Below are 18,238 nucleotides of genomic sequence, written 5' to 3' on the forward strand. Positions count from 1 at the left end.
GCGCGGCGCGCTACAGCGGATGGCCCGCCGCGTAGGCGGCGGCCCAGTCCCGCACGATACGCGCGTACTGGTCGGAGTGGTTGTATGCGCGCAGCGCCGCGATCCAGCCCTCCGGCGTGGACAGGTCCTTGCCGCGGAAGCACAGGTAGCCCGCCGCGGACAGGGCGGCGTCGTCGATGTTGTCCGGGCTGATGACACCGTCGTTGTTGGCGTCGACGCCGTAGAGCCGCCAGGTCTCCGGGATGAACTGCATCGGCCCCAGGGCGCGCACCACCCCGTCCTCGTCGGCCAGGTCGCCGGCCTCGGTGTCGACGATGTGCTTGGTGCCGCCGGTGCCGTCGAGGCGCAGCCCCCGGATCGGCGGGTCGACGTCGCCGTTGCCGGCCAGGCGCGCGTCGGCGTAGGTGCCGTGCCTGCTCTCCACCTGCCCGATCCCGGCCAGCGTGGTCCAGGCGATCTGGCAGCGGGGGTTCTCCACCTCGGCAACCCGGGCGGCGTAGGCGTAGGCCTCCAGCGCGGTCGCGGGGATGTTCAGCTTGACGGCGCGCTCGGCCGCCCAGTCGGCCAGCTGGTCGGCGCCGCGCCCCTCAGCGTGGGTGTCGATCGGCGGGACCGGGTCCCCGGGCGGAGGCGGCACGCCGTCGGGCAGCCGGGCACTCAACTGCCAGGAGCAACTGGAAGCCAGCAGCAGCACGGTGGCGCCGATGACGGCGACCACGCGCAACCAACGCACCGTCCCCACAGAACTCCCTCACACCCCTTCGTCGGGCTCATCGTCCCACGGTCTCCGCTGCCCCTGCCCCGCACGCGAGGGTATAGCGTCCGGCTGGCAATCTGGGTCTCGTGCCGTACCCCCTGCGACCAGCAAACCCGCTTCGGGGGTCCGGCCCGGGTGGCTCCGGTCCCGCCCGGAGGTGGCGGTGATCGCGCTGTCCGGGGTCGGCCCGCCGGGCTGGTCGGGCCCGGTCGAGGTGGCGTTGCCGCTGGTGGGCGAGGGCATGCTCGGACTGCGGCTGGCGTTGTCGGCGGCCGTGGTGGTGGGGCTGCTGGCCGCGGTCGTGGTCCGGGCCCGCCGGCGCGACGGTCTGGTCCGGATCGGGTTCGCCCTGGCCGCAGCAATGTCGCTCGCCGCGGGCGCGCTGCTGGTGGCCGGTGCGGTCAGCGTCACACTTCCGGTCGCTGCGGGCTGGCGTGCGCTGGTGGCGGGGGCCGCGGTCGGGCTGGTCACGGCGGTGCTGTGGCGCGCCGCGGCGGGCGACGCCGGCCGGTGGGCGCCGGCCGCACTGGTGTTCGCGCTGGTGGGCCGCGACGGTGTCGAAGCGGGGTGGGTGCTGTCCGGCTATGCCGGCGGCGGGCTGCGCGGGTGGGTCGGGCTGGCCGCCGGGGTGCTGACGGCCGCGGCGCTGGCCGCCGGGCTCAGTGTCACCGCCGCGCGGCTGCGGCCGGGGGTCCTGCGCGGCGCCGCCGGTGTGGTGGTGATCGCGGTGAACGCCGGCGTGCTGGCCGACGGGGTCGGTTCGGCGCAGCAGGCCGGGTGGCTGCCGGCCGGCGCGGTGCTCGACGGCGGCGGCTGGTCGAGCTGGTGGACGGTGCCCGGAGCGCTGCTGCGGGTGGTCTTCCATCTCACCCCGGCGCCGACCGCGCTGCAGTTCGCGGCCTGGGCGGGGTATCTGGTCGCGGTGCCGGTCGCACTGCGGGTGGCCGGTCGCCGCGGCGCGGCGCCGCTGCGCGGTTAGGGCTGCAGCGCCGCCCAGGCGGTCCGCCAGCGCTCTTCGCTGATCGGTCCGGGCGCGGTCGTCTCCAACGGCGCGGCCTCGGTGTCGGCGTCGTCGGGTTGTGCCGCAACGCGTTCGGCGCGCCGGATCGCCTCGATGAACTCCACCACCGCCGCGCGCAGGGTGATCTCGACGTCGTCGGCGTCGGCGGTCACGGTGATGCGGGTGATCGCCTCGGGGATCAGATCCGGCGGGAATCCGGCCCGGGTGACCCGGCGGATCACCTTCTGCGCCAGCGCCAACGCCGGCTGTGCGGTGGGGATGTCGTCGACCACCGAGAGGCGGGTCTTCTCCCTGGCTTTGGTCCGCTCCCACTGGGTCAGTTGGTCGTCGCGTGAAACCGATTCCCCGGCAAGCACATTGGCTGCCCGGCCGGTGAGCTTGCGCACCAGCGCGTCGGCGACGTCGTCGATGGTGAACCCGCCCGGCGTGACCTCCTGGGCGATGCGGGCGTGAAACAGCACCTGCAGCAACACATCACCGAGTTCGGCGCGCAGCTCCTCGTAGTCGCCGCGCTCGACGGCGTCGAACAGTTCGTAGGTCTCCTCCAGCAGGAACCGGCGCAGCGAGGCGTGGCTCTGCTCCTGCTCCCACGGGCCGGTGCTGCGCAGCCGGTCCATCAGCGCCACCGCGTCGACCAGCCGCTCCCCGGTCGGCGGCTCGGGGGCGGCGATCAGGGCCTCCCCCGCGGCCAGCCGGGCGGTGACCGCCGGATGCTGCGGGTCGGAGCTCAGCAGCACCGGGGCGTCGCCGCCGGCGTGGACCGGTCGCGCCGCGGGCAGCGACCAGGGCACCACGACGGGCAGTTCCTCGGTGTAGGCGACCTCCCCGGTGAGCAGGGCGACGGCGTCGACCGGCACCAGCGAGGGCCGCCGCGGGTCGACCAGGACGACGGTCACTGCGCCTGCCGTTTCGCCCCGGCCGCTGCCGGCACAGCCAGCCCGGTGATGTCGATGTCGCCGAGCGGGCGGGCGTCGAGCACCGCGAGCAGGTCGGCGACCATCTGCACCAGCTGCAGGTCGCGGATGTGCGGGGCGCCGACGCCGTTGCCCGACCGCGGCACCGGCACCTGCACGGTGGCGGTGGTGGCGCGGTAGCGGGCCGCCGGGTAGACGCGTTTGAGCCGCACCTGCGCGGAGTCGGCCAGGGTCAGCGGCGCCAGCCGCAGCGTGGTCGCCGAGACGGTGCCGACCTCGGTGACCCCGCGGGCGCGGCACAGGATGCGCAGCCGGGCGACCGCGACCAGCAGCTGCGCCGGCTCGGGCAGCGGGCCGTAGCGGTCGACGAGTTCCTCGACAACCGCGGCGACGTCGTCGTCGGAGGCCGCGGCGGCCAGCCGCCGGTAGGCCTCCAGCCGCAGCCGGTCGCTGGGGATGTAGTCCGGCGGCAGGTGGGCGTCGACCGGCAGGTCGATGCGCACCTCCTTGGCCTCCTCGGTGGCGACGGTCTGGCCGTCGGCGGCCGCCCGGTAGGCCTCCACCGCCTCCCCGACCAGCCGCACGTACAGGTCGAAACCGACCCCGGCGACGTGGCCGGACTGCTCGACACCGAGCACGTTGCCCGCGCCGCGGATCTCCAGGTCCTTCATCGCCACCGCCATCCCGGCGCCCAGCTCGTTGTTCTGGGCGATGGTGGCGAGCCGGTCGTGGGCGGTCTCGGTCAGCGTGGTCTCACGCGGGTAGAGGAAGTAGGCGTAGCCGCGTTCGCGGCCGCGGCCCACCCGCCCGCGCAGCTGGTGCAGCTGGGAGAGCCCGAAGGTGTCGGCGCGTTCGACGATCAAGGTGTTGGCGTTGGAGATGTCCAGCCCGGTCTCCACGATCGTGGTGCACACCAGGATGTCGTACTCGCGGTTCCAGAACGCCTGGACCGTGGTCTCCAGCAGCTCCTCGGACATCTGCCCGTGGGCCACCGCGACCCGCGCCTCGGGCACCAGGGCCCGCACCCGGGCGGCCGCCTCGTCGATCGAGCGGACCCGGTTGTGCACGAAGAACACCTGCCCGTCGCGCAGCAGTTCGCGGCGCAGCGCCGCGGCGACCTGCTTGTCGTCGTAGACCCCGACGTAGGTCAGCACCGGGTAGCGCTCCTCCGGCGGGGTGAGGATCGTCGACATCTCCCGGATGCCGGCCAGGCTCATCTCCAGGGTCCGCGGGATCGGGGTGGCGCTCATGGTCAGCACGTCGACGTGGCTGCGCAGCGCCTTGATGTGCTCCTTGTGCTCGACGCCGAAGCGCTGCTCCTCGTCGACGATGACCAGCCCGAGGTCCTTCCAGCGCACCGCGGTCTGCAGCAGCCGGTGGGTGCCGATGACGATGTCGACGGTGCCCTCGGCCATGCCGGCCAGCACCGCGCGGGACTCGGCCGGGTCGGTGAACCGCGACAGCCCCTTGATCGTGACCGGGAACCCGGCCATCCGGTCGGTGAAGGTCTGCAGGTGCTGGTCGGCCAGCAGCGTGGTGGGCACCAGCACCGCGACCTGCTTGCCGTCCTGCACGGCCTTGAACGCCGCGCGCACCGCGATCTCGGTCTTGCCGTAGCCGACGTCGCCGCAGATCACCCGGTCCATCGGGATGGGCTTTTCCATGTCGGCCTTGACCTCGGTGATCGCGGTGAGCTGGTCGACGGTCTCGGTGAACCCGAACGCGTCCTCCATCTCGGCCTGCCAGGGGCTGTCCGGGGCGAACGGATGCCCCGGCGCGGCCTGCCGTTTGGCGTAGAGCGCCACCAGTTCGGTGGCGATCTCGGCGACCGCGCGCCGCGCCTTGGTCTTGGTGTTGGTCCAGTCGCTGCCGCCGAGTTTGGACAGCGCCGGCGCCTGCCCGCCGACGTAGCGCGAGAGCTGGTCCAGCGAATCCATCGGCACGTAGAGCTTGTCGGATCCGCCGCCGCGCTTGGCCGAGGCGTACTCGAGCACCAGATACTCCCGGCGCGCCCCGCCGACGGTGCGTTCCACCATCTCCACGAACTTGCCGATGCCGTGCTGGTCGTGCACCACCAGGTCGCCCGCGGCCAGCGCCAGCGGGTCGACGATGTTGCGCCGCTTGGCGGCCAGCCGCTTACCCGGCCGGGCGGCGGCCCGGTTGCCGGTCAGATCGGTTTCGGCCAGCACCACCACGTTCGCGCCGGGGATCACCAGCCCGTCGTGCAGGGTGCCCTGCAGCACCGCGACCACGCCGGGCTTCGGCGCCGTCCCGGCGTCGATCAGCGTGGCCGGGGTGTCGGCCTCGCTGAGCTGCTCCACCAGGCGGCGGGCCGTGCCGATGCCCGCGGCGACGATCGCCGCCGCGCCGCCGGTGGCCACGTGGGCGCGCAGCATCGCGAAGGTCTCGTCGATGTCGCGCTGGTGGCCGCGCGCGACCGGGGCGGCCCGCACGTCGAGTTCGACCGCCGACTCCGCGGCGAGCTGGCTCAGCGTCCACCACCGGTGACCGCGGCGCGCCGCCGCGGCGGCCACCTCGCCCAGGTCGACGAAGCCCGAGCCGCCGAGTTGCGCGAGGTCGACCGGTGCGTCGGCGCCGAGGGCGGCCACCGACCAGGACGCCTCCAGAAACTCCCGGCCGGTCTCGATGAGGTCGGCCGCGCGGGTGCGCACCTTCTCCGGGTCGCAGACCAGCACCGCGGTGGGCTCGGCGAAGTGGTCGGTGAGCAGGGTCAGCTCGGTGGGGCACAGCACCGGCAGCAGGGCTTCCATGCCGTCGACCGGGATGCCCTCGGCGAGTTTGGCGAGCAGGTCGCTGACCCCGCCGGTGATGGCGGCGGCCGCGTCGCTGTGCCGTCCGGCCAGGGCGGCCGCGCGGGCGCGGACCTCGTCGGTGAGCAGCAGTTCGCGGCACGGCACCGCGACGACGGTGTCGACCTCGATCTCGGGGATGGAGCGCTGGTCGGCCACCGCGAACATCCGCATCTCGGTGACCTCGTCGCCCCAGAACTCGACCCGCACCGGGTGCTCGGCGGTCGGCGGGAAGACGTCGAGGATGCCGCCGCGCACCGCGAACTCCCCGCGCCGGCCGACCATGTCGACCCGGGTGTAGGCGCGCTGCACCAGGGCGGCGATGACGTCGTCGAAGCCGATCTCGGCACCGACCCGCAGCGTGACCGGGTCGATGTCGCCGAGCCCGGGCGCCATCGGCTGCAGCAGTGAGCGCGCGGTGGTCACCACCACCCGCAGCGGCGGGCCCAGCGTGGTGTCCTGCGGACGGGCCAGCCGGCGCAGCACCAGCATCCGGGCGCCCACGGTGTCCACCCCCGGGGAGAGCCGCTCGTGCGGCAGGGTCTCCCAGGACGGGAACAGGGTCACCGCGTCGCCGAGCACCCCGCGCAGGTCGGCGGTGAGTTCGTCGGCTTCGCGGCCGGTGGCGGTCACCGCCAGCAGCGGGGTGGCGCGGGCCAGCGCGGCGGCGGTGAACAGCCGGGCCCCGGTCGGCCCGACCAGGGTGAGCTCGGTGGGCGCCGTGGCGGCGGTGGCGGTGAGGTCGGCGAAGGCGGGTGCGGAAAGCGCCAGATCCACCAGCCCCGCGATCGGGGTGGCTGGGCTGGCGTGCCCCGGTGCGGTCATGATGGGCCCCAGTGTAGGTGGCGGTGATTTTCGTTGTGGCCGTGGGCAACCCGGGCGTGACGGCGGACACAATCGGGCTCGCCGGGATGGACGCTACTCGTCGTGCAGCACCGGGTCGGCCTCCAGGTGGGTCAGCCCGTTCCAGCACAGGTTGACCAGGTGGGCGGCGACCACCTCTTTTTTGGGTTCGCGCACGTCGAGCCACCACTGCGCGGTCATCGACACCGATCCGACCAGCGCCTGGGCGTACAGCGGCGCCAGTTCCGGGTCCAGCCCGCGGCGGGCGAAATCGCCGGCCAGGATCGACGACACCTGGTTGACCGCGTCGTTGAGCAGGCTGGAGTAGGTGCCGGTGCTGATCGCCGCCGGCGAGTCGCGGATCATGATGCGGAACCCGTCGGTGCGTTCCTCGACGTAGGTGAGCAGCGCCAGCGCCACCCGCTCCACCCGGACCCGGGAACGGTTGTTGGTCAACGACGAGGTGATGCCGTCCAGCAAGGCCGACATCTCCCGGTCGACCACCACCGCGTACAGGCCCTCCTTGCCGCCGAAGTGCTCGTAGACGACCGGTTTGGACACGTTCGCGCGCAGCGCGATCTCCTCGATCGAGGTGCCGTCGTAGCCGCGTTCGGCGAACAGCGACCGGGCGATCTCGATGAGCTGGTGGCGCCGCTCGCTGCCGGTCATCCGGGCCCGCGGCGGCCGCCCGTCTTTGTCCGGTGCTGCCACAACGGCCAGCGTATCGGCTCCGATAGAGTTCCTGATGCGATCCGTCGTGGTGTAATCGGCAGCACATCAGATTTTGGTTCTGAGAGTTCAGGTTCGAGTCCTGGCGACGGAGCTCGGCCCGGTTCGGCACGGGGGCGGACCCGTCGCCGTTTTTTGCCGTCCGCCCGGCGGTGATGACACGCTATGGCCCATCGCGACGCGGTGAGGAGGAGCGGCGACCATGACAGTGACGACTCCGGGTCAGACCGCGGTGGTGGTGTTGGCCGCCGGCGCGGGCACCCGCATGGTCTCCGACACCCCCAAGGTGCTGCACACCCTGGCGGGGCGCTCCATGCTGGCCCACGCCCTGTATTCGATCGCCGCCGCCGACCCCACCCACCTGGCGGTGGTGTTGGGCCGCGACCGCGAGCGCATCGCCCCGGTGGTCGCCGAACTCGCCGACGAGCTGGGCCGGCCCATCGACGTGGCGGTGCAGGAGCAGCAGCTGGGCACCGGGCATGCCGCCGAGTGCGGGCTGGCGGCGCTGCCGGCGGACTTCGACGGGGTGGTCATCGTGACCTCCGGGGACACCCCGCTGCTGGACGCGGCCACGCTGACCGGGCTGCTCACCGCGCACCGCACCGCCCCGGCGGCGGTGACGGTGCTGACCACCACGCTGGCCGACCCGACCGGCTACGGGCGCATCCTGCGCACCCAGGACGGCGAGGTGATCGCCATCGTCGAGCAGGCCGACGCCACCCCCCAGCAACGCCAGATCCGCGAGGTCAACGCCGGGGTGTACGCCTTCGACGTGGCCGCGCTGCGCTGGGCGCTGGGCCGGCTCGGCTCCGACAACGCCCAGCACGAGCGGTACCTGACCGACGTGATCGGCATCGTCCGCGACGCCGGGCAGGTGGTGCACGCCCAGCACGTCGACGACGCCGCGCTGGTCGCCGGGGTCAACAACCGGGTGCAGCTGGCGGCGCTCGCCGCCGAACTCAACCGCCGGATCGTGGCCGCCCACCAGCTGGCCGGGGTCACCGTCGTCGACCCGGCCACCACCTGGATCGACGTCGACGTGCAGATCGGCCGGGACACCGTGATCGCGCCGGGCACCCAGCTGCATGCCGGCACCCGGATCGGCTCGCACTGCCGCATCGGCCCGGACACCACGCTGGCCGCCGTCACCGTCGGCGACCACGCCACCGTGGTGCGCACCCACGCCGAGGCCGCCCGGATCGGCGCGGACACCGCCGTCGGCCCCTACGCTTACCTGCGGCCGGGCACCGTGCTGGGCGACGCCGGCAAGGTCGGCACGTTCGTGGAGGTCAAGAACTCCACCATCGGGGCGGGCACCAAGGTGCCGCACCTGACCTACGTCGGCGACGCCGACATCGGCGAGCACTCCAACATCGGCGCGTCCAGCGTGTTCGTCAACTACGACGGGCAGACCAAGCGTCGCACCACGGTCGGCTCGCACGTGCGCACCGGCTCGGACACCATGTTCATCGCGCCGGTCAGCGTCGGCGACGGCGCCTACACCGGGGCGGGCACGGTGCTGCGCGAGGACGTGCCGCCGGGCGCGCTGGCGGTCTCCGGCGGCCCGCAGCGCAACATCGAGGGCTGGGTGGCCCGCAAGCGGCCGGGCAGCGCCGCCGCCGAGGCCGCCGAGCAAGCGCAGCGGCGGGGCTGAGCGGGACGCGTGTTTCGACCCGGCCACACCGCGTCCGGCCCGCTCCGTAGGATGAGCGCGAAACCTGTCAGCTCGATCATCAATCCCGGGGGCAGCCCATGAGCTACGACTGGATGGAAAACCGTAAGAACCTGATGTTCTTCTCCGGTCGGGCGCATGCCGAACTGGCCGAGCAGGTGGCCAAGGAGCTCGACGTCCACGTCACCGAACAGACCGCCCGCGACTTCGCCAACGGCGAGATCTTCGTGCGGTTCAACGAGTCGGTGCGCGGCTGCGACGCGTTCGTGCTGCAGTCCCACCCGGCGCCGCTGAACAAGTGGCTGATGGAACAGCTGATCATGATCGACGCGCTCAAGCGGGGCAGCGCGAAGCGGATCACCGCGATCCTGCCGTTCTACCCCTACGCCCGCCAGGACAAGAAGCACCGCGGCCGGGAGCCCATCTCGGCGCGGCTGGTGGCCGACCTGCTCAAGACCGCCGGGGCGGACCGGATCGTCACCGTCGACCTGCACACCGACCAGATCCAGGGCTTCTTCGACGGCCCGGTGGACCACATGCGGGCCCAGGCCCTGCTGTGCAACTACATCGTGGACAACTACAACGGCCACGACAAAGTGGTGGTCTCCCCCGACTCCGGCCGGGTCCGCATCGCCGAGAAGTGGGCCGACGCGCTCGGCGGCGTGCCGCTCGCGTTCATCCACAAGACCCGGGACCCGCGGGTGCCCAACCAGGTGAAGTCCAACCGGGTGGTCGGCGAGGTCGCGGGCAAGACCTGCATCCTGATCGACGACATGATCGACACCGGCGGCACCATCGCCGCGGCCGTGCAGCTGCTGCGCGACGACGGCGCCGGGGACGTGATCATCGCCGCGACCCACGGGGTGCTCTCCGACCCGGCCTCCGAGCGGCTGGCCGCCTGCGGCGCCCGCGAGGTGATCGTCACCAACACCCTGCCGATCGCCGAGGAGAAACGCTTCCCGCAGCTGACGGTGCTCTCGATCGCGCCGCTGCTGGCCAGCACCATCCGGGCGGTGTTCGAGAACGGCTCGGTCACCGGACTGTTCGACGGAGACGCATAGATGACTGACACCCCCGACACCACGATCTACCACAACCCGCGCTGCTCCACCTCCCGCAAGACGCTGGAGCTGCTGCGCGAGAACGGGGTGGAGCCCACCGTCGTGGAGTACCTGAAGAACCCGCCGTCGCGGGCCGAGCTGGCCGCGATGATCCGGGCGGCGGGCATCGGCGTGCGCGACGCGGTGCGCACCCGCGAGGCGCTCTACGGCGAGCTCAACCTGGCCGACGCCGACGACGAGGCCCTGCTCGACGCGATGGCGGCCAACCCGATCCTGATCCAGCGCCCGTTCGTCACGACCACGAAAGGCACCCGGCTGGCCCGTCCGGTCGACGCGGTCCGCGAGATCCTGTGACCGCCCTGCGGGCCGCCGTGTTCGCGGCGGTGGCGCTGCCGACCCTGCTGGCCGGGTGCTCGTCGCACCCGCCGGACTACCAGTCGATCTGGACCACCACGACCAGCACCACCGCCGAGTCCGGCGAGCAGGCCGAGCGGCCGGTCCCGATCGCCGAATACCTCGAGGAGCACGGCGTCAAGGGCCAGCTGGTGGCCCCGGCCGACCTCACCGACCTGACCGTGTCGATCCCCACCCCGCCGGGCTGGGCGAAATCGACCAACCGCAACTACTCGCCGGAAGCGGTGGTCATCGCCAAGGACGACGACTATCCGGTGGCGATCCTGCTGGTGATGAAGCTCGACGGCGACTTCGACGTCGCCGAGGCGATCGGGCACGGCAACTCCGACGCGAAGCTCAACGAGAACTTCACCGAGCTGGGCGCCTCCACCGCCGACTACCAGGGGTTTCCGTCCTCGATGATCGAGGGCAGCTACGACTACCTGGCGCGGCGGCTGCACAGCTACAACCGGATCGTGCTCGCCACCGGCGCCGCGCCCGCCGCCCAGCGCTACCTGGTGCAGCTGACGGTGACCAGCCTGGCCGAGGAGACCGTCACCCACTCCGATGACGTCGAGTCGATCATCGACGGGTTCCGGGTCGCCGTCCCCTAGGCCGGACACGCCCGGCGCCGACACTACTGTGGCAACCATGACCGACTGGACTGCCGCAGACCTACCGTCGTTCGCCGGGCGGACGGTGATCATCACCGGCGCCAACAGCGGCCTCGGGCTGGTGACCGCCACCGAGCTGGCCCGCTGCGGCGCCCGGGTCATCCTGGCGGTGCGCAACACCGCCAAGGGCCAAACGGCCGCCGCGGGCATCGTCGGGGACGTCGAGGTGCGCCAGCTCGACCTGGCCGACCTGGCCTCGGTGCGCGACTTCGCCGCCGGCGTCGACACCGTCGACGTGCTGGTCAACAACGCCGGGGTGATGGCGGTGCCCTACGCGCTCACCGCCGACGGGTTCGAGTGCCAGATCGGCACCAACCACCTGGGCCATTTCGCGCTGACCAACCTGCTGCTGCCCAAGCTGACCGACCGGGTGGTCACGGTGTCGTCGATGATGCACTACCTGGGCTACATCAGCCTGAAGGACCTGAACTGGAAGGCGCGGCCGTATTCCGGGTGGCTGGCCTACGGCCAGTCCAAGCTGGCGAACCTGCTGTTCACCAGCGCGCTGCAGCGCCGGCTGGACGCCGCCGGGTCGCGGCTGACCGCGCTGGCCGCCCACCCCGGCTACTCCGACACCAACCTGCAGGGCCACTCCGGGCGGCGGCTCTCCGACACGATGATGCTCTCGATCGGCAACCGGTTCTTCGCCACCGACGCCGCGTTCGGGGCCCGCCAGACCCTCTACGCCGTCTCGCAGGACCTGGCCGGCGACACCTTCGTCGGCCCCCGGTTCGCCTCCCGCGGCCGCACCCAGCCGGTGGGCCGCAGCCCGCTGGCCCGCCGCCGCGGCACCGCCGAGGCGCTGTGGGGCCTCTCCGAGCAGTTGACCGGGGTCGAATTTCCGCTCTGAGGCCGCGATGCGCTAGCCTGACCGGGCGTCACGGCGAGGGTGTCCGGTAACCACCGGCCACCGTTATCGACGGCGACCTCGGCCCACCTGGGCCGTCCTTCGAGGTTGTTGCGCCGTGCCCCCGACTGCACAGGAGCGACACGATGGCCGCATCATCGAAAACCAAGACCAACGAACTGCCCGCCTGGGAGCGCACCGAGACCGGTAAGGGCGCCTCGCGGCGGGCCCGGCGCGCCGGCCGGGTGCCCGCCGTGCTCTACGGCGGCGGTGAGGCCCCGCGGCACCTGGAGTTGCCCGCCCACGAGTTCGCCGCCGTGCTGCGCAACGCCGGCACCAACGCGGTGCTCACCCTGGACCTGGAGGGCACCGAGCAGCTGGCGCTGACCTGGGCGCTGGACGTGCACCCGATCCGCCGCACCATCCAGCACGCCGACCTGCTGGTCGTGCGCCGCGGTGAGAAGGTCGTCGTCGAGGTCCTCGTCGAGATCGAGGGCGAGGCCGCCCCGGCCACCCTGGTCACCCAGGAGACCAGCTACGTCGAGATCGAGGCGGAGGCGTTCTCGATTCCCGAGCGTCTCGTCGTGTCGGTGGAGGGCGTCGAGGCCGGCACCCAGTTCGTCGCCGGCGAGATCCGGCTGCCCGAGGGTGTCGCGCTGGTGTCCGACCCGGAATCCCTGGTGGTCAACGTGGTGACCGCCCCGACGGCCGCCGACCTGGAGGCCGAGGAGGGCGAGGTCGAGGGCGAAGAGGCCGAGGAGGCCGCCGCCGAGCCGGCCGCCGAGGCCGACGACGAGTCCTGACCGGGCGCCGTCGTGGCCGAGCCGCTGCTGGTGGTCGGCCTGGGAAACCCGGGCCCGAACTACGCCAAGACCCGCCACAACGTCGGGTTCATGGTGCTCGAGCGGCTCGCCGGGCGGCTCGGGGCGTCGTTCAGCACGCACAAGCGCTCCGGCGCGTCCGCCGCGACCGGCCGGGTGGCCGGCCGGTCGGTGGTGTTGGCGATGCCGCGCTGCTACATGAACGAGTCGGGCCGTCAGGTCGGGCCGCTGGCGAAGTTCTACTCGGTGCCGCCGGGCGACGTGGTGGTCATCCACGATGACCTGGACCTGGACTTCGGCCGGATCCGGCTGAAGGTCGGCGGCGGGGAGGGCGGCCACAACGGGCTGCGCTCCATCGCGTCGGCCTTGGGCAGCAAGGACTTTCAGCGGGTGCGCATCGGGATCGGGCGTCCGCCGGGGCGGATGGATCCGGCCGCGTTCGTGCTGCAGCCCTTCGCCGCCGCCGAACGCCCCGAGGTGCCGGTGATCTGCGAACAGGCCGCCGACGCCACCGAACTGCTCATCGAATCGGGCCTGGAACCCGCCCAGAACATCGTGCACACCTGGGGCTAGGCCGCCGAATCACCTAGCCGCCTGAACCTAGCCGCCTGGCCCTCGCCGCCGAACGTGACGGTGTGTTCACGCTCGGGCGCGAACGTGAACCCAACTTCACGTTCGCGAGGGTGCGGGGGGCAGGGTGGCGCGACGCGCTCAGGTGACCAGGGTGACCGAGGTGGAGCGGCGCAGCTTGCCCGACGACGTCTTGGGGATGGTGCCCGGGCCCAGCACGACCACGTTGCGCGGGCGCACGTCGACCTCGGTGACGACCTCATGGGCGACCTGGTGCTGGATGCGGCGCACCTCGTCGGGGTTCTGGTGGGCGTTGGACTCCACCGCCACCGCGAACGTCTCGCGGGAGTGCCCGGCGTCCAGCCGCACCGCGACCGCGCCGCCGGCGCGCACTCCCTCGACCCGGCAGGCGGCCCGCTCGATGTCGGTCGGGTAGACGTTGCGGCCCGCCATGATGATGACGTCCTTGACCCGGCCACAGACCACGACGTGGCCGTTCTCCATCAGGTAGCCCAGGTCGCCGGTGTCATACCAGCCGTGCTCGTCCTGGGCGGGCATGAAGCCGGCCATGGTGAGGTAGCCGGGGGTGACCGGCTCACCGCGCAGCTGGATGACCCCGACCCCGCGCGTCGGCATCACGCTGCCGTCCTCGTCGACGATGCGGGCCTCCAGGCCCTCGAGCAGCGGGCCCAGCGACGCCAGCCGGCGGGTGTGGCCCTTGGTGGCCGGGACGGCCTGGCGCAGCGCGGCCAGCAGGTCGGCGTCGACCTCGTCGACGACCAGCCCGTCGCCCAGCTCGGAGAACGACACCGCCAGGGTGGTCTCGGCCATGCCGTAGGCGGGCATGATCGCCTCGGGCCGCAACCCGAACGGCTTGCCCGCGTCGATGAGGTCCTCCACGTCGGCGGGGTCGACCGGCTCGGCGCCCGACAGCGCGAACCGCAGCGAGGACAGGTCGAACTGGCCGGGGGTGGCCTGCTTGCGCAACCGCTTGGCGAACAACGCGTAGGCGAAGTTGGGGGCCGCGGTCATCGTGCCCTTGTATTTGTCGATGAGCTTGGCCCACAGCAGGGTGTCGCGCAGGAAGTCCATCGGGGTGACCTTGACCAACTCCACCCCGAAGTACATCGGGACGGTGAGGAAGCCGATCATGCCCATGTCGTGGAAGCACGGCAGCCAGCTGAGCATCACGTCGTTGCCGCTGGGGTCCATCTTGGCGCCGATGAACATCGCCTCGGCGTTGGAGTGGATGTTGCGGTGGGTGATCTGGACGGCCTTGGGCGATCCGGTGGATCCGGAGGTCAGCTGCATCAGGGCCAGGTCGTCCTCGCCGGTCTCCACCGGGTCGATCGGGTCCGCGGCCAGCAGTTCGGCGGCGGTGATGACCGCCAGGCCCTTCTCCTGCAGCACCGGCATCGCCGCCATGAACGGGTCGGAGACCACCACGACCTTCGCCTCGATCATGTCGACGACGGTGAGGGTGTCCTGGGCCCACACCGCCAGGTCGGTGCGCGGGGTCGGCTGGTGCAGCATGGTCAGGGCGGCGCCGCGCATCCACAGGCCCTGGGCGATCGGCGCGATCTCCACCGGCGCGCCGGCCAGCACGCCGACGGTGTCACCCGGGCCCACCCCCGCGGCCGCCAGCCCGCCGGCGACGCGGCGGGACCGTTCGTGCACCTCGGCCCAGGTGTGCCGGACCGGGGCGTCCGGTTCCCCGGTCACCATCCCTTTGCTGCTCTCGCGGGCATTGCGGAACATTGTGTCGGTAAACCTGCTCACGACAACCTCCTGGCCGGCCCCCGGCTTCTCATGCTCCACGCTTTCGGTCCCACTCGGGAGCAGCACGCGTCAACGATTGGGGAGCGGTTGAGTCTCGCTTCGGTGAAAGTTCGGACACCGGCGCACGACCGCGCTCCCGCCGGCGTGACGGTCGGGTCGATCATGCGCTGACCGGTATTCTTCACCGCCCGATATCTTAAACTCCTCTTAAGTAACTGCCAAACCCTCCGCGCGGTTTTGAGGCCCGTGTCACACCGCGGGCGGCGGGGGCGGCACCACCCGGGCGCCCTGCACCGGCCCGTTGACCACCCGCAGGGTGCGGCACACCCCGGCGCCGGAGAGTTCCGCGCCGACGTCGACCGCGGCGGCCGCCGACGCGCACAGGAACGCGCAGGTGGGTCCGGAACCGGAGACGATGCCGGCCAGCGCGCCGGCCTCGGTGCCCGCCCGCAGCGTGCGCCGCAGCGCCGGGTCCAGGCTGATCGCGGCGCTTTGCAGGTCGCTGCCCAGCAGCGGCGCCAGCCGCCGCGGGTCCCCCGCGGTCAGTGCCGCCAGCACCGGCTCCGGGTCGTCGGGCGCGGGCTCGTGGCCGCCGGCGGCGCGCAGCCGGTCCAGTTCGGCGAAGACCTTCGGGGTCGACAGGCCGCCGGCGGCGAACGCCAGCACCCAGTGGAAGGTGTTGCGGGCCAGCACGGTGGCCAGGTGTTCCCCGCGCCCGGTGCCCAGCGCGGTGCCGCCGTGCAGCGCGAACGGGACGTCGCTGCCCAGCTGCGCGGCCAGGGTGTGCAGGTCGGCGCGCGGCACGCCGAGCTGCCACAGCTCGTTGATCGCGACCAGCACCCCGGCCGCGTCGGCGCTGCCGCCGGCCAGGCCGCCGGCCACCGGGATCGACTTGTCGATGCTGATCGCCACGTCCGGGCTGCGCCCGACGTGCTCGGCCATCAGCTCGGCGGCCCGCCAGGCCAGGTTCTCGCGGCCGGTGGGCAGCTCGTCGGCGCCCTCCCCGGTGAACTCCAGCGACATCACGTCGGCGTCGCGCACGGTGACGTCGTCGAACAGCGACACCGCGTGGAACACGGTGGTCAGTTCGTGGAAGCCGTCGTCGCGCAGCGCCCCGACCGACAGGTAGAGGTTGACTTTGCCGGGCACCCGCACCGTCACCGAACCCGTGGGCACCCATTCGGTGGCCGCGCTGCCGTCTGACACGGGCAACAGGCTACCCAGGGCGCCCGGTCAGCTCGCCGAGGCTTGCCGCGGACCCGAGCGTTGCAGCAGCCGCACGAAGTCGGCGATCGAGAGGGTTTCGCCGCGCCGCGCCGGGTCGATGCTGGCCGCCAGCAGCCGCCGCGCCGACTCGTTGCCCGACCCGGCCCAGTCGGCGAAGGCGTTGCGCAGGGTCTTGCGCCGCTGGGCGAAGGCGGTGTCGATGAGCTCGAACAGCTCGGTGCGGAACGCCGGGTCGGTGGGCCAGGGCGCGGAGTCGTAGCAGTCGATGCGCACCAGCCCGGAGAACACCCGCGGCACCGGCCAGAACACCGTCGGCGGCACCGTGCCGCAGCGGCGGACGTCGCCGAAGTAGCGCACCTTCACGCTGGGCACACCGTAGTGTTTGCCGCCCGGCTCGGCGGCCAGCCGCTCGGCGACCTCGAGTTGCACCATCACGGTCACGGTGCGGATCGACGGGAAGGTGACCAGCAGGTGCAGCAGCGCCGGGACGGCGATGTTGTAGGGCAGGTTGGCGACCACCGCGGTGGGCTCGCCGGCCAGGTCGGCGGGCTCGACGGCCAGCACGTCGCGGTGCACGACGGTCAGCCGGCGGGCCGCGGCGCCGGCATGCTCGGCGATGGTCTGCGGCAGCCGCTCGGCCAGCGCGGCGTCGACCTCGACGGCGCTGACCCGCGCCCCGCGGGCCAGCAGCGCCAGGGTCAGCGAGCCCAGCCCCGGGCCGACTTCCAGCACATGGTCGGTGCGGCCGACGCCGGACAGCGACGCGATCTTGCGCACTGTGTTGGCGTCGTGGACGAAGTTCTGCCCCAGCGACTTGCGGGGGCGCAGGTCCAGCTCCGCGGCCAGCTCCCGAATCTCGGTCCTGCCGAGAAACCGGATCGTCAACGCCGGGCGCTGCACACCGGCCAGGCGCCCCAGCCCTGGCGGGCCTGGGTGACCTCGGCGATCGCGATCTGCTCCTCGCGGGTGGCCAGGTCGGCGCGGGGGGCGTACTTCAGCCCGCCGTTGGCGATCCAGGTGCCGTAGTCGAACTGGACGCCGCCGTAGTAGCCGTTGCCGGTGTTGATCGCCCAGTTGCCGCCGGCCTCGCAGGCGGCGATGCGGTCCCAGGCGCTGCCGTACTTCGACGGCGGGATCTCGGTGCCCGGCTTGGTGCCGATCCGCACCACCGAGTCGCGGGCGGGGGTCACCACGGTGTTGGCCACCGGCAGCCGGCCGGTCTCCGCACCGTTGACGCTGGCCACCGCGAACGTGACGTCCTGCACGCCCTCGGCGCCCGGGTCCTCGACGACCTCGCGGCTCATGTTGAGCTCGGGGTCCTCGATGCGCTGCGGGGTGGGCGGCAGCGCCACCCGCTCGGTGAGCTTGGTGACGCGGATACGGGTCACCTGCACGTGCATGCCGTCGACGATGGGGGTGGCGGCCGGCGGCACCACGGTGTCGCGCTGCTCCAGCGGCACATCGGCGGCCGCCAGCAGGTCGGCCACGTTCGCCGCGGCCAGGTGCAGCTCGCGGATCTGGCCGCCGTCGTCGAGCACCACGGTCTTGGGGCTGACCACCGGCAGCGTCATGCCGGTGAGCGGCACCCGGCTGCTGCGCGACGCGGCGACCGGCGCGGCGTCGGTCAGCGCCAGCTGGGCGAGCGCCTCGTCGACGGTCGCGGCCGTCGTCCACACCTGCTTGGGCTGCTGGCCGTCCAGCGAGACCTCCAGCGGGCGGCTGCGGCGCAGCACGATGGTGTCGGCGTTGCGGACCTGGCTGTCGGCGGCCGGGTAGACCTCGTCGCGGTCGCCGATCTCGTAGCCGTTCTCGGTGATGATGTCGCTGACCCGCGACTTCATCGTGGACACCGCGACCGGGGTGCCGTCGATGTTGAGCGTCACGGTCTTCTGGGCGGCGACCGCGAAGCCGCCGGCGAAGGTCAGGGCCAGCAGCAGGCCGGCGACCGCCAGGCGCAACAGCGGCGAGGGCGACTGATGAAGCTTGGTGAGTACGTTCAACGTGCTACTTTCCCGGCCTCGGCGGCATCCGGTCGTTCGACACCGCACATGAAAAGCGCCCGGCAAGCGGGCACGAGGTAACAAGACGGTAACGAATTGATCGCCTTTCGGGCAACTCCG

Annotated in this window: 16 protein-coding genes and 1 tRNA gene; 9 read left to right on the top strand and 8 right to left on the bottom strand. The window is 72.4% G+C overall.

The window, feature by feature from the left end:
* Positions 1–10: 10 nt before the first annotated feature.
* Positions 11–742 (bottom strand): lytic transglycosylase domain-containing protein, encoded by a 732-nt coding sequence (locus tag A5643_RS15700; RefSeq protein ID WP_156628844.1) that lies wholly within the window; start codon positions 740–742, stop codon positions 11–13.
* A gap of 178 nt (positions 743–920) precedes the next feature.
* On the opposite strand from A5643_RS15700, the gene A5643_RS15705 reads away from it, so the two are divergent.
* Complete coding sequence (locus A5643_RS15705; RefSeq protein WP_156628845.1) at positions 921–1,736, top strand: hypothetical protein; 816 nt, start codon at positions 921–923, stop codon at positions 1,734–1,736.
* Here A5643_RS15705 and A5643_RS15710 read toward each other — a convergent pair.
* The 3 genes from A5643_RS15710 to A5643_RS15720 all read right to left on the bottom strand — a co-directional run bounded on the left by A5643_RS15710 (position 1,733) and on the right by A5643_RS15720 (position 7,014).
* Complete coding sequence (locus A5643_RS15710; RefSeq protein ID WP_066857558.1) at positions 1,733–2,674, bottom strand: nucleoside triphosphate pyrophosphohydrolase; 942 nt, start codon at positions 2,672–2,674, stop codon at positions 1,733–1,735. The two genes, A5643_RS15705 and A5643_RS15710, sit on opposite strands and share 4 nt — an antisense overlap.
* Positions 2,671–6,327 (bottom strand): transcription-repair coupling factor, encoded by a 3,657-nt coding sequence (gene mfd, locus A5643_RS15715; RefSeq protein ID WP_066857561.1) that lies wholly within the window; start codon positions 6,325–6,327, stop codon positions 2,671–2,673. Before mfd ends, A5643_RS15710 begins: the two co-directional genes overlap by 4 nt.
* Positions 6,328–6,420: 93 nt before the next feature.
* Positions 6,421–7,014 (bottom strand): TetR/AcrR family transcriptional regulator, encoded by a 594-nt coding sequence (locus tag A5643_RS15720; RefSeq protein ID WP_066857564.1) that lies wholly within the window; start codon positions 7,012–7,014, stop codon positions 6,421–6,423.
* Positions 7,015–7,096: 82 nt separating this feature from the next.
* Here A5643_RS15720 and A5643_RS15725 point away from each other — a divergent pair.
* The 8 genes from A5643_RS15725 (at position 7,097) to pth (ending at position 13,115) form a co-directional block, all read left to right on the top strand.
* Positions 7,097–7,168: transfer RNA gene (locus A5643_RS15725), tRNA-Gln, on the top strand.
* 114 nt (positions 7,169–7,282) lie between these two features.
* Positions 7,283–8,728: a bifunctional UDP-N-acetylglucosamine diphosphorylase/glucosamine-1-phosphate N-acetyltransferase GlmU gene (gene glmU / locus A5643_RS15730; protein ID WP_066857567.1), complete on the top strand. Its 1,446-nt coding sequence runs from the start codon at positions 7,283–7,285 to the stop codon at positions 8,726–8,728.
* 98 nt (positions 8,729–8,826) lie between these two features.
* Positions 8,827–9,807: a ribose-phosphate diphosphokinase gene (locus tag A5643_RS15735; protein ID WP_066857570.1), complete on the top strand. Its 981-nt coding sequence runs from the start codon at positions 8,827–8,829 to the stop codon at positions 9,805–9,807.
* Entirely contained in the window at positions 9,808–10,161 is a 354-nt protein-coding gene (gene arsC, locus A5643_RS15740) for an arsenate reductase (glutaredoxin) (protein WP_066857573.1), read from the top strand.
* A complete protein-coding gene (locus A5643_RS15745; RefSeq protein WP_066857576.1) occupies positions 10,158–10,814 on the top strand; it encodes an LpqN/LpqT family lipoprotein in 657 nt (218 codons plus the stop codon). Before arsC ends, A5643_RS15745 begins: the two co-directional genes overlap by 4 nt.
* Before the next feature lie 37 nt (positions 10,815–10,851).
* Complete coding sequence (locus tag A5643_RS15750; protein WP_066857579.1) at positions 10,852–11,724, top strand: oxidoreductase; 873 nt, start codon at positions 10,852–10,854, stop codon at positions 11,722–11,724.
* Positions 11,725–11,867: 143 nt separating this feature from the next.
* Complete coding sequence (locus A5643_RS15755) at positions 11,868–12,524, top strand: 50S ribosomal protein L25/general stress protein Ctc (protein WP_066857582.1); 657 nt, start codon at positions 11,868–11,870, stop codon at positions 12,522–12,524.
* Between the two features lie 12 nt (positions 12,525–12,536).
* Complete coding sequence (gene pth, locus A5643_RS15760) at positions 12,537–13,115, top strand: aminoacyl-tRNA hydrolase (protein WP_066857585.1); 579 nt, start codon at positions 12,537–12,539, stop codon at positions 13,113–13,115.
* 138 nt (positions 13,116–13,253) lie between these two features.
* Here pth and A5643_RS15765 read toward each other — a convergent pair whose 3' ends face one another.
* The 4 genes from A5643_RS15765 to A5643_RS15780 all read right to left on the bottom strand — a co-directional run bounded on the left by A5643_RS15765 (position 13,254) and on the right by A5643_RS15780 (position 18,118).
* Entirely contained in the window at positions 13,254–14,891 is a 1,638-nt protein-coding gene (locus tag A5643_RS15765) for a fatty acyl-AMP ligase (protein WP_066858049.1), read from the bottom strand.
* 249 nt (positions 14,892–15,140) lie between these two features.
* Positions 15,141–16,103 (bottom strand): 4-(cytidine 5'-diphospho)-2-C-methyl-D-erythritol kinase, encoded by a 963-nt coding sequence (locus A5643_RS15770; RefSeq protein ID WP_156628846.1) that lies wholly within the window; start codon positions 16,101–16,103, stop codon positions 15,141–15,143.
* A gap of 21 nt (positions 16,104–16,124) precedes the next feature.
* The gene (gene rsmA, locus A5643_RS15775; protein WP_066858052.1) at positions 16,125–17,027 is read right to left on the bottom strand and encodes a 16S rRNA (adenine(1518)-N(6)/adenine(1519)-N(6))-dimethyltransferase RsmA; all 903 of its coding nucleotides are present in this window, start codon (positions 17,025–17,027) and stop codon (positions 16,125–16,127) included.
* Positions 17,000–18,118: a resuscitation-promoting factor gene (locus A5643_RS15780; RefSeq protein WP_066857591.1), complete on the bottom strand. Its 1,119-nt coding sequence runs from the start codon at positions 18,116–18,118 to the stop codon at positions 17,000–17,002. The genes rsmA and A5643_RS15780 overlap by 28 nt, the downstream gene beginning before the upstream one ends.
* Between the last annotated feature and the right edge of the window lie 120 nt (positions 18,119–18,238).

Source organism: Mycobacterium sp. 1274756.6 (assembly GCF_001668625.1).
Classification (GTDB): Bacteria; Actinomycetota; Actinomycetes; order Mycobacteriales; family Mycobacteriaceae; genus Mycobacterium.